This is a genomic window from Actinomadura rugatobispora, from assembly GCF_042656285.1.
In the GTDB taxonomy this organism is placed as follows: Bacteria; Actinomycetota; Actinomycetes; order Streptosporangiales; family Streptosporangiaceae; genus Spirillospora; species Spirillospora rugatobispora.
In genome coordinates this window covers 21,366-32,892 of record NZ_JBHSON010000027.1, presented here as the reverse complement: position 1 = coordinate 32,892, position 11,527 = coordinate 21,366, and the positions used below count along the sequence as shown (strand labels likewise).

10 protein-coding genes are annotated in these 11,527 nt (G+C 68.6%); 5 read left to right on the top strand and 5 right to left on the bottom strand.

Translation table 11 applies throughout. The features are described 5' to 3' along the window. Positions 1 to 4 precede the first annotated feature (4 nt). Positions 5 to 199, bottom strand: a complete 195-nt coding sequence (locus ACFPZN_RS20320; protein ID WP_378283612.1) for a DUF397 domain-containing protein — start codon at positions 197 to 199, stop codon at positions 5 to 7. Continuing rightward, positions 196 to 1,077, bottom strand: a complete 882-nt coding sequence (locus tag ACFPZN_RS20315; RefSeq protein WP_378283611.1) for a helix-turn-helix domain-containing protein — start codon at positions 1,075 to 1,077, stop codon at positions 196 to 198. The genes ACFPZN_RS20320 and ACFPZN_RS20315 overlap by 4 nt, the downstream gene beginning before the upstream one ends. A 376-nt stretch (positions 1,078 to 1,453) precedes the next feature. Between ACFPZN_RS20315 and ACFPZN_RS20310 the strand changes: the two genes are divergently transcribed. After that, positions 1,454 to 1,882, top strand: a complete 429-nt coding sequence (locus tag ACFPZN_RS20310; protein ID WP_378283610.1) for an ATP-binding protein — start codon at positions 1,454 to 1,456, stop codon at positions 1,880 to 1,882. Further along, a complete protein-coding gene (locus ACFPZN_RS20305) occupies positions 1,879 to 2,433 on the top strand; it encodes a hypothetical protein (RefSeq protein ID WP_378283609.1) in 555 nt (184 codons plus the stop codon). Before ACFPZN_RS20310 ends, ACFPZN_RS20305 begins: the two co-directional genes overlap by 4 nt. Before the next feature lie 166 nt (positions 2,434 to 2,599). Here ACFPZN_RS20305 and ACFPZN_RS20300 read toward each other — a convergent pair whose 3' ends face one another. After that, positions 2,600 to 3,013 (bottom strand): hypothetical protein, encoded by a 414-nt coding sequence (locus ACFPZN_RS20300; RefSeq protein ID WP_378283608.1) that lies wholly within the window; start codon positions 3,011 to 3,013, stop codon positions 2,600 to 2,602. A gap of 684 nt (positions 3,014 to 3,697) precedes the next feature. On the opposite strand from ACFPZN_RS20300, the gene ACFPZN_RS20295 reads away from it, so the two are divergent. The 3 genes from ACFPZN_RS20295 to ACFPZN_RS20285 are packed head-to-tail and all read left to right on the top strand — an operon-like array spanning position 3,698 to position 7,493. Continuing rightward, a complete protein-coding gene (locus tag ACFPZN_RS20295) occupies positions 3,698 to 5,743 on the top strand; it encodes an McrB family protein (protein WP_378283607.1) in 2,046 nt (681 codons plus the stop codon). Continuing rightward, positions 5,740 to 6,963: an McrC family protein gene (locus ACFPZN_RS20290; RefSeq protein ID WP_378283606.1), complete on the top strand. Its 1,224-nt coding sequence runs from the start codon at positions 5,740 to 5,742 to the stop codon at positions 6,961 to 6,963. The genes ACFPZN_RS20295 and ACFPZN_RS20290 overlap by 4 nt, the downstream gene beginning before the upstream one ends. Next, positions 6,960 to 7,493: a hypothetical protein gene (locus tag ACFPZN_RS20285; RefSeq protein WP_378283605.1), complete on the top strand. Its 534-nt coding sequence runs from the start codon at positions 6,960 to 6,962 to the stop codon at positions 7,491 to 7,493. The genes ACFPZN_RS20290 and ACFPZN_RS20285 overlap by 4 nt, the downstream gene beginning before the upstream one ends. Here the strand turns inward: ACFPZN_RS20285 and ACFPZN_RS20280 are convergent. Continuing rightward, the gene (locus tag ACFPZN_RS20280) at positions 7,483 to 9,339 is read right to left on the bottom strand and encodes an ATP-dependent nuclease (protein WP_378283604.1); all 1,857 of its coding nucleotides are present in this window, start codon (positions 9,337 to 9,339) and stop codon (positions 7,483 to 7,485) included. The two genes, ACFPZN_RS20285 and ACFPZN_RS20280, sit on opposite strands and share 11 nt — an antisense overlap. Before the next feature lie 23 nt (positions 9,340 to 9,362). Next, positions 9,363 to 11,498 (bottom strand): UvrD-helicase domain-containing protein, encoded by a 2,136-nt coding sequence (locus ACFPZN_RS20275; RefSeq protein ID WP_378283603.1) that lies wholly within the window; start codon positions 11,496 to 11,498, stop codon positions 9,363 to 9,365. Between the last annotated feature and the right edge of the window lie 29 nt (positions 11,499 to 11,527).

Genomic DNA, 11,527 nt, shown 5'->3' with positions numbered 1-11,527 from the left:
CGAGTCAGTGTTGAGTGGAGCGGATGCTCTGAAGGAAGGCCGCCCACTCAGCCTGTGTAAATTGCAAGATGGGCCCCTGGCCGTGCAGCTTGGTGTCGCGGACGCCGATCGTGCCATCGGCGGCGTGTCCTGCTTCGATGCAGTGGCCGTTGGGGTCGCTGTGGCCAGATTTCCGCCAGCTGGTGTAGTGCGTGTTCATAGCTCTGATCCTGCCTGCTTGGCCTGTCGGTCGGCTACCCCTGTCAGAAAGGTGAGGCTGTCGGCCGGGGAGAGGGCGGCCTTGCGGAGTCGGTTGTACAGCACGGTGTACTGGGCCACTTCACGACGTTGGGTGTGAACGAGGTCAGTGGTTACCGTGTCGACCACGACAAGCGGCGGATCAGCATGGTCTGTGAACGTGTAGAGGAAGAACGATGATTTTGGGAGCAGGCCGCCGGGGATGGTCACGTTTGCTGGCAGGACCCGGACGGTAACGCGCGATTCCGCTGAGACCACTGCGACGAGATGCCGGAGTTGTGCTGTCATCACCTTCGTCGGCACAGCCAGGCGATGAATCACGCACTCGTCGAGGATTGTCTCGTAGGTAGGTCCGTCCTTCTGGAAGATGCGGCGCTGCCGCTGGAGCCGTGCATCGGCCATGCGGTCGGGCCGGTAGTCGAGTTCTCCGTGTGCGGCGTCCAACTCGACGATGGATGAGATGAAGTCTGGTAGTTGGAAGATCGCGGGCATGTTGGTCTGGTCGTAACACCGGATCTTCGCCGCGCTTGACTCCAGGTCGGCCGCCAGGCGTTGGCGTGGACCCATCGGATTGCCGTAGCGGTCCCACCAGCCCTTCTCGGCCGCCTCGCGAGCGAGGCGGACCAGCCGGTCGTACCGAGGCCCCTCCACTCCCAGGGTTTCGAGGATCTTCATCACCTCCGCTAGGTCGGGACGGATCTGACCCAGCTCCAGGCGGGTGATCTTGGTGCGGGACTGGTAGACGAGCTTGGCCAGCTCGTCGGTGGTGAGGCCGCGGTTCTCGCGAAGCTTGCGGAGTTCGGCCGCGAGCCGGCGGCGGCGGACGTAGGGGCTCGGCATGCTCCTTCTCCTCACCTAGGGAGCTGTGATGATTCGGTCACTCTGCGTACCGACCTAGGTTTGCACTAGCAAACTCGAACTGGCAATCGATTGGCCGGATCGGGTCACGCTAGCGAGATCCCTGCACGTCAGAGATGTGCTTGGGAAATTCGCACGTGCGGGATTCGCACGTGCCGACTTCGAGTGTGCAAACGTCTGGTGTGCAGGGCTGCACATGCGAAGGTCGGCTGTGCGCGGTGGGGGTGTGCTGATTGGGCGGTCGGAGCGGTTGGCATGCTGATTCTTCGTGTTCGGGTGGCCACATCTTGTGACGATGTGGTGGTCGCGGAGCGCGTCCCCGAGTGCTCCGCAAGGCGACCCTGACCCGAGGTGTCCGATGTCCTTGGCTCTTCTGCCCGCGGCCGACGCCGCGGTGCCGCTCTACTGGCGGCGGACCTTTCCCGGCCGTGCCGAGCAGGCCCGCGCGGCGCGCGGCTTCGTTCGCTGCCTGCTGGCCAGTTGCCCCTATCTCGACGACGTTCTCCTTGCCACAGGCGAGCTGGTCGGGAACGCGCTCCGGCACAGCAAGTCCGGCCAGGAGGGCGGCGCGTTCACCGTTGAGATCCTTCGTGGCTGCGGCGGCCTGGTCGTCGCGGTCGCCGACCAGGGAGGGCCCGGCGAACCGGCCATCCCTGACTCCGACCAGCTCGACGAGAGCGGGCGCGGCCTGCTCACCATCGCCTTCATCGCCGCGAGCTGGGGGTGGCACGGCAACGAGCGCGGACGGAAGGTCACCGTGACGTTCGCGGGGGAGTGGACGGAGTGACCGGCGCGATCTCCGACCTCCACAACCAGGCTCGCCAGCGCGTGCACTCGCTGATGACCGCGGCGATGCGCGCCGACCCCGCCGCTCTCGACCAGGCCGCCTCCGAGCTGGACATCGACCCCTACAGCCGAGAGTTCGTCCGGGAGGCGCGTCGCCTGGTCCTGGCCTGCGGCGCGGCACTGTCGGCGGTCCTGGCGGTTCACCGCCCCGGCAAGGACGCCCATGACCAGGAGGTGTGTCGGGGCTGCGGCACGCGCCGCTGCCACACGTTGCGCCACATCTCAGAGGTGTTCACGGCCTACACGATCCGTCCGGTGACCATCGACCGGGCCGAGGCGTGGCGCCGGGCCGAGTCGTGCTTCGGCCCGGCCGCCCCGGCGGTGGCTGTCGAGGAACGCGAAGACTGCTTCATCGCCCGCCCGGTCCCCTTCACCGGCGATGCCTATCTGCTTGTCGTCGACCGCCGCACCGGCGCTCTGACCCGCTGGCCCGACATGCCCAGTGCGCAGCTGGTCGACTACTACCGTGCCTACCTGCGGGGCGAGCTGTAGCGACGCCGGCGGCGGCCCGCTGATGGTGGCTTGGCGAATGGGGCCGGGCATGGGATCCCCGGGCCGCCGCATGTATCCACGGTTCGTGTGATGCCCCGCCGTCTCCGGCGATGCTCGAAGAGCCTCGGTGTGGAGGCGGGGCGCCGCTTTGCTCGACCGCCCTCGCCTACAGCGAGAGCGTTGTCACCTCCAGTAGGCCGCGTGCGCGGAGTTCGGCGAACGCGGCCAGGCATCCTTCGTGCCCGCCCCGCGTGACGATGTGATGTGCCTCGGCCAGGGCGCCCAGCGCGTTGACTCCGAGCGGGTACGGGATATCCGCTACCACCACGCGCTCGCCGATGCCGCAGGCCCGGTACTCCTTGGCGAGTGTGTGAGCCGCGATCCAGCGAACCTCACCGTAGAGGTAGGGGAGCCCGAGGAGGGCCGGGGTCCGGTCGTCCAGCAGTTCACGGAGCCGTGGCAACAGGCGCTCGGTGCCCGTCGGCTCGTAAACGAGCACCTGGAGCGTCAGCACCCGTTCCCGGGGAACGTCGCTGGCGAGGTCGCGTAAGACTTGCTCGAGATCATCATCGGTGTACACGGCGCTCCCCACGGTGTGCGATTCCCTTGAGGCTAGTGATCAGGTGCGGGCGGCGGATCAGTCATTGATCGGAGGGGGCCGTAGACGCCGCAGTCCATTCCGCGATTCCGTCGCAGCTCCAGAAGCGCGCTGTTCACAGGCATGCACATGGACTCGTGTGGCGGCCGTGATCCGGTCGGCCTGCACCTGATCTCCTGTGCCGTGGCGTAGTTCGGACGTCGAGCAGTCAGCCGGCCGCCTGACCGGGGCCACCGCCGAACGCGCGACGGCCCGGCCTTGACGAGGGGCGGCTGCCCGGTCGGTTGCGGCGGAGCCGGTCGTGCTCTGCTGGGTGGCACCGTGCAGGCGTCCGAGACGCGCGCCGTGGTCCCGGCGGTGGGCGTGGGTCGGATGAGTGGAGCCGGTGTCATGATGCCGCCCCGGCGGTCGGTCATGGCAGGTCGGTGACGCAGGAGAGCGCGCCGTGCGGCGCCCGAAGATCGTTCGACTTCGTCAAGGGCGTTCACGGTTTCCCGAGTCCGTGTGCCGCCATGCGCGATCTGCCCGCGCCGGATCCGACCGAAATTGGCCACAATGTCGGGTAAAGGTGCGGCCCATATTGTCCCAGCGGGTAGCTATATGAAGGCATATAGTCGACGCAGGCGTGATCAACACAACGGCGCACGGTCACACGGGGATGCGGGTATGAGCACGAAATTGGCGCTCGAGGCGCTGATGATGCGCAGCGGAGCGACGATCCTGGCCGACCATCCGGAGGGCCTCCGGGCACAGATCCTCTGGCAGATGATCGTCGAGCGGCATCCGGCGATCGAGGAGGAGTACGTCGCCACAGGCGCGAAGGCGAATCCGGCGACCAATTTCCGCTGGAACAGCGTCAGCCTGGTCAAGGCGGGGTGGGTGAACAAGACCGGCGGCCGGTGGTATCTGACCCCGGTGGGCAGGTGGGCGCTGCGCCAGTACACCGAACCCGACCGGTTCTTCCGGCAGGCGAATGATCGCTACTACGACTGGGAGCGCAACCGCGACGCCTTCCAGCGGGCTCAGGAACTCGTCGAGGCGGTGGAGGAGAGCCACTGGATCTCGGCGGGCGAAGTCGCCGACGAAACAGGACTCGACGTCACGAGGCTCGTGCACTGGTTCCAGGGCGCTCGGCCCGAGGGATGGTGGCGGCTCCTCGACGAAGGCGGGCATCTGCCCGCCGACGCGCATCTCGACGAGACCGACCGGGAGAAGTGGCTGGGCCTCCTGGCCGCTGACGGAGTCGACGTAGCCCAGGGCCGGGCCGATCCGCTCCGCAAGGTGCCCATCCAGGACGTGGTGCCGGTCGACGAGGGGGAAGAGGTCGCCCGGCGGGCCTGGCTGGTACGGGGCTCGGACGTCCGGGGCGCCGAGCTCCACGGAGAGAACCTGATCAGGACGTTGTGGCTGCGGGACAACGTGTGCTCCCTGGCGGCCTCGCGGCTCAGGGACATCACCACCGGCGCCCCGCTCGAAGTCGTCAAGGCGGCGGTGAACGAGGACTACTCCGGGCGCTCTAATCAGGACCGGGCGAGGCTGGCCGTCGAGTACCACATGTTCCTCACCCGGATGGCCGAGGGCGACCTGATCCTGACCAACGACGGCAGCCAGGTCTACATCGGTATCGTCCAAGGACCGGCCTCGTTCCGCAGCAGCGTCGACGGCCGGGCCAACCTCCAGCGTCCCGTGCAGTGGCACGATCCCGGGAACCCGTTCGACTTCGCCGAGGACCTCCCCGACGAACTGGCCGCTCAGGTCGCCAACCCCGATGCCGATGTCATCGAGCTGAGCAGGTTCCTCGCGGCGCTGGAGAACCTGATCGGGCCCGGGACCACCGTTCAGCCGGAGATGAAGCTCCCCGACGCCCCCGAGCAGCTGGCCCGGAAACTCCTCGTCGGGCACGGCTGGCTTCAGGAGTGCGTCGAGTTGCTCCGCGAGCGGCCTCAGATGATCTTCTACGGGCCGCCGGGGACGGGGAAGACCTTCCTCGCCCGCGAACTCGCCCGGCACCTGGTGGGCGGCAAGCCGGAGAACGTCCAGCTCGTGCAGTTCCACCCCGCCTACTCCTACGAGGACTTCTTCGAGGGATACCGGCCGCAGAAGGGCAAGGACGGTTCGGTCGTGTTCGACGTGGTCCACGGCCCCTTCCGCCGGCTCGTGAGCGCGGCACGGGAGCACCCCGGCGACCCCTACGTCCTGATCATCGACGAGATCAACCGAGGCAACCTGGCCAAGATCTTCGGAGAGCTCTACTTCCTCCTGGAGTACCGGCGCGAGTCGGTCCACCTCCTCTACGGATCCGACGAGGGGCAGGGGTTCACGCTCCCCGGCAACGTCCTCCTCATCGGCACGATGAACACCGCCGACCGGTCCATCGCCCTCGTCGACGCGGCCATGCGGCGGCGCTTCTGGTTCACCGAACTGCACCCCGACGTCCCCCCGACCCGGGACGTGCTCCCCGAATGGCTGAAGGAGAAGGGGTACTCCGACGAGCCCGCGCGCCTGCTGACCGAGCTCAACAGGCGCATCCAGGACCGCGACTTCAGGATCGGCCCGTCCTACCTGATGCGGGACAGCGTCGCCACCGAGCAGGGACTGGAGCGGATCTGGCAGAAGCAGATCATCCCGCTCCTGGAGGAGCACCACTACGGCGACGGAACCGACGTCCAGGGGCAGTACGGCCTCGACGCGCTGCGCAGCGCCCTGTCATGATCACCGTCCGGCTGCGTGAGAGCGGCGGGTGGCAGGGCGCGGAGCTCACCGCGGCGCAGGCCACCGCCCTCTCCGCCTCCGAACTCGTGCTCGTCGCGCCCGGTCCTCGGCCCGGCCTCTGGCGGCTGCGGGACAACCGGCGGGTCGGCGCCGCGGCCGTCGGGCCCGCCAGGCAGCGCATCCAGCTTCGCGTCGAGCCGAAGATCGCCATAGATCGGCTCTTCTTCCTCCTCGGCTACGCCCGCAAACCCCAGGGGTGGCGGCAGGAGGAGGTGGACGCCGGGGAGCACGACGAACTCCTCCCGGCGCTCGCGTACGCCTTCGCGCGCGCGGCCGACCGCGCCCTCCGCCAGGGCGTCCTGCTCGGCTACCGCGAAACGGAGGAGGCGTCGCACGTCGTGCGCGGCCGGATCCGCGTGCCCGACCAGATGCGGCGGCGGTACGGATTCCCCGTGCCGATCGAAGTGCGCTACGACGACTACACGGTGGACATCGCCGAGAACCGGCTGCTGCTCGGCGCCGCCCACCGCTTGCTGCGGATGCCCGGCGTCTCCGCCGACATCCGTCGGCTGCTGCGGCACCTGCTCGTGCGGCTGGACGGCGTGACCCGTCTCGTGCCGGGCCTGCCATCACCGCACTGGACGCCTAACCGCTTGAACGCCCGCTACCACACGGCCTTGGGACTGGCCGACCTTGTGCTGCGCGGCGCCTCCTACGAACTGGACGACGGCACCGCCGTGCGCGTCGACGGGCTGATGCTGGAGATGTGGCGGGTATTCGAGGATTTCCTGACCGTGGCGCTGGCCGAGGAACTGCGCGCGTACGGAGGCGGGGTCCGGTTCCAGGACGGCAGGCACCATCTCGACCGTGCGCGTCAGGTGGGCCTCAGACCCGACCTGGTCTATGTGTCCCCGGACGGCAACCCGGGCGCGGTCGTGGACGCCAAATACAAGCACGAGGACAGCCCAGGGGGACATCCGGCCGACCTCTACCAGATGCTCGCCTACTGCACCGTGATGGGCCTGCGAACCGGGCATCTGGTCTATGCGGCGGGCTTCCCGAGCCCGTACGTCCACGACATCGCGGGCACTGGAGGCGTGCGGATCGTGGAGACCGCCCTGGATCTGTCGCTTCCGTCCGAACGGCTTCTCGCCCAGGTCCGGGATCTGGCTCAGGAGATCGCCGGTCGCCAGGCCACCGGCACTACTGTGAGTCCGTGACCGAGTCCTACCTTCTGATCCTGGGAGACCGCGAGGCCATCGCCTGGGTCCTGGGGGAACAGCGCATGGCCTTCCCCCGGACGGCGCGGGCCGAGATCGAACGCCTCACCGTGGGCGACGAACTGCTGATCTACGCCACGCGCGGCGCGTTCGGCAACCCGACCAGAGACAGAGGGCGGGTGATCGGCCGGGCCGTGGTGCGGTCGGAGGTGGCCGCGCTGGAGCAGCCGGTGAAGTTCGGTGAACGCGAGTTCCCGCGCGGATGCGACCTGGAGGTCGAGGCTCTTGCCCCTTGGGGCAGCGGAGTGGAACTGCGCCCGCTGGTCGAGCGTCTGGAGGCCTTCCCGGACACGAAATCGTGGAGCGTCCGGCTGCGGCGTCCACTGCTTCACCTGCCGCAGGGCGACGCGGAGCTGATCGGCGACGCGTTGGGTCCACTGGCCGGAGCGCTCGCGGACAATCTCGGCGGCTACCGGGCCAGAGCGGGCCTGACCGCGCCGTCGAAGAGATCCTCGGACGTCACTGCGTAGCCGCCGCGCAACGGCAGGCGGGCAGCGGAAGTGCGGCGATCTCCGCCTGGAAGTCGACGGTCGTGGCCGGGTGCGCAGGGTCCTGACTGATCAGGCAACCCGCGAACGCGGGACGGGCCGCCAACCGGGTGACGTCCCCGCCGTCGAACAACGTGTGGATCACCTCCAGGAGCACTTCCACCCGGGGCCGCACGACGGAAGCGGAATCGCCATAGGTCTCGTCGAGCGCGGTACCGAGGTTCAGCGCTTTCCATGCGGGGACCTGCTCCTCCGGGAGACCGAGCCAGCGCTCGATCGTGCCGTGCAGCCTGACCGCCCCGAGTGTCGCCCCGGGAACGGTTGCCGCGGCTCGCAGTGCCTCCAGGGACGCCCGGTCACGGCAGATAGCCCTGCGCTCGGCCGACGTCCCCGGGTCCTTCATCGGCGCGTCCTCGTCCCAGAGCACCACGTGCGGGATCTGGAACATCGACAGCGTCGAGACGGCGCGGTGCAGCTCGTACTTGCCGCCGGCGTCCAGGACACCGAGGTTGGGTCCGAGAGATTCCAGAAGCCCGCGGGCGTCCAGCCACTCGAAGACCGCCACGTCGCTGAAACCCTCGACCACGATCACGCGGTCGGCGAAGAAGGCCGCCGCGCGGCGCGGGTCCAGGTCGTACAGGACGCGGTTCTCCTCGTCCCCCGGCGGCGCCTGCGCAGGATCTCTGAAGCACGCGTGGGCCGCGCGCGTGTAGAGCGAACGCGTGCGAACATCTTCAAGCGTCGCAGTGACCTGGAGAGGGGAAGGCGAGGTGACGCGGACGGCGGCACCCGGCCTGTGCACACGGGCGAGCGCCTCGGGCGGAGTGCGCGACGCCGAGAGCATCTTCGGATCGTGCGTGGTGATGGTGACCGCCGTGTTGCCGGTCCCGGCGATGCGCCGCAAGTCGTGCGCCAGCCGGACGATCTGCGCGGGATGCAGGAACGCCTCCGGCTCCTCGAACAGGATCCACCGAAACTCCTCCGGCTCCCCGTCCGCACGGAGCTGGGCGGCGGCCTGGATGAGCCCCGCGATCAGCGCGCGCTGGACGCCCGAACCCTCGGCCTCCATCGAATGCAGGCTGCCCCCTTTCGACAGGGAAAGATCGATCAGGTTGCCGAGGATGAACTCGTCGGTCAGCTCGCCCACCCGCACCCGCGCCGACAGGCCCCAGGGGCGGAGTGCGTCACCGAGGCGCTCCTCCAGGCGGCGCACCGGGCCCGATTCCATGGCCTGCCGCAGACCCTGGAGACCGTGGTTGATCGTGCCCAGGAAACCGTCGACGCGAGGGTCGGTGAACGCGAGCAGCATCACGTCGCGGAGCGGGGAGGGAGCGCTCATCGCCGTCTGGTCCTCGACGCTGGTCACCGCGGGCACGTAGACGCAATGCCCGAGCCGGGACGGCGGCTCGCGCCACCCCGTCGCCACCACCGCCTCATCTTCGTTGGCCGGAATGAAGTAGTAGTCGCCCTGCCGCCGGTCGCCGTCACCGGTCAGATAGCGGCGCACGGTCAGCACGTCACCGTCCAGCGGGCGGATCTCGTCGTCGGCCAGCTCACCGGGCTCCAGATCCAGCTCCTTGAGATCGAGCTCGTTCAGCACATAGCTGATCTCGACCCAGGACGGATCGTGAGCCTCCTCGGACGTCAGATCCCAGGGCCTGTCCCGCGCCGGATCCCAAGTGAGAGACCCGTAGAAGAGGCGCACGGCATCGAGCAGCGTCGACTTGCCCGCGTTGTTCGGGCCGATCAGGGCGCTGAACGGCCGCAGATGCAGCTCGGTCGCGCGAGCGCCACGGACATTGCGCACCGACACCCGGAGGGGACGCATGAAGGGCTCCTCTTGTCGACGGCTCAGCGCGGAATGGGGAGGAAGGGGCTGGGACGTCCCGTATGAGATACGTAGAGGGCGTCGCGGGCCCGAGTGCAGGCGACGAACAGCAGGCATCGTTCGCGCTGGAGGGCGTGCTGGTGCGCGGTCAGATCGTCCATCTCTGGAGGGACGACGGAGTCCAAGGGGATCAGGCCCTCGTCGGCGCCGACGGCGGCTACGCACTGGAACTCCAGCCCCTTCATGGCGTGCATGGTGCCGACCTTCACCCCATCGCTCTTGGCGCTGGGCGCGTAGGCGGGAAGGCCCGCCGCCTTGAGCTTGCGCTTGACCTGCTCGGCCAGATCGCGCCTGCGTGAGGCGACCCCGATCGCCCGTCGCTCGACACCGCTCGCCGCCCAGTCGCGGACCTGCTCCACCAGGGCGTCCAGTTCCGCTTCGCGGTCCGGGAACCGCCGGACGACGGGACGGCGGCCGTGCATCGGCGACCCGTAGCCGGCGAGCGCGTCGTCGATGTCGTCCATACCGGTCACGGGCAGGTCGTCGTGAAGGATCTGGACCGCCCAGGACAGGATCTCGTGGGTCGTCCGGTAGCTCACCGTCAGCCGGCGGCTGCGGCCCCGCACCTCGATGCCGAGCTGCTTCAGGGAGACCCGGTTCTCGTAGATCCGCTGATGCGGGTCGCCCGCGATGAACAGATCATCCGGCCCTTCGGCGACCGCGGCCCGAAGCAACCGCCACTGAGCGGGGTGCAGGTCCTGGCCCTCGTCGACGATGATGTGCCGGAACAGGCGCTGCCCGGTCGAGTCCAATATCCGTGCGGCCTCGTCGGCCATCTGGAGGAACGACCACACGCCGTCCTGACGCATCCGGTCCGTCAGCGTCTGGATCGCCCGCCATACCTCGGGCTTCCTCGCCGTCGCGAGCGGCCTGCCCCGGCCTCGGCGATCGCACTTCACGTACTCCTGCTCGGTGGTGATGCGCTGCGCTAGGATCACCTGCTCCCATTCGCTGAGCAGGAACGCCCCGGTGTGGTCGAAAGCGAGCGCCTTGGCCTCGTTCTCCCAGCGCTCACGCATCTCACCGTCCAGCAGCGGCTTGGGGGATCGCCCGCCCTGGGCCTCCTTGATGACGCCGAAACAGATGCTGTCGGTGGTCGCGATCTTGATCCGTCCGCTCGTCGCGAGATCGTCCACGAGCAGCGCCACCTGGTCGCGCAGCGCGTCGGCGAGATGGCGGGTGTAGGTCGTCAGCAGGATCGGGGTGTCATCCTCCCCGCCGTCCTCACCGGGCAGGCGATCGGCCAGGAACGCCGCTCGATGCACGGCCGTCACCGTCTTCCCGGTCCCGGCACCGCCCGTGATCATGACGGGGCCGCGGTAGGTCTCCCGGTAGGCGATCTTGCGCTGCTGCGGGTGCAGGAAGACCCGCCACACGTCGAACGGGTGCGCCAGGATGCGCGTGAGCTCGTCCGGCCCTTCGACGAACACCACCTGCTCGGGCGTGCGCGCCATCGCCGTCGTGAGGTCGTCCGGGTCCACCCGCTGCGGCGCGGTCGCCTCCACCAGGTTCTTGCTGACCTCCGCCCACGCCTCCTCGACGGTCATGCCCGATGCCAGCGCCACCAGCGCGTCGTACTGGACCGCGGGAAGCAGCCGCTGCAAAGCCTCCAGATGCTCCTCACGGGTGAGAAGGCGGATCACGGGAAGGACATCCTCATCCACACCGAGCCGCTTAAGATCCGCGTCCTTGATCTGGTCGAAGAGACGCTCGCCCACTCCGCTACTGGCCGCGGCCTTCTCCAGAGCCGGAGTCACCGTCTCCAACTGCAGCTCGTCGCGGCTTTCCAGCACACCGAGCCGCTGGTTGACCGTGAACCTCCGGCTGGCGCAGTAGGCGTACGCCTCGTCATGCGGTAGGACACGCAGCAGGCAGTACGAATCACCCGATTCGGGCGCGAGCACGACCCCACGCCAGAACTTGTCGATCCGGATCGTCCTGATGCGCGGGTCACGCGCGTTGCGCACCCGCTCCAGGTGAAGACCCGCGTGCGTGTGGCTCTGGAACCGGCCGATCGCCTGCTGAACCGCCTTCTGGACCGGCTTCTCCAGCTTGGCGTACTCGGTGAGGAACTCCTTGGCGATGGCCAGCTGCGCCACGTGCGGATCCCTTCTGGGGACGGCGTATG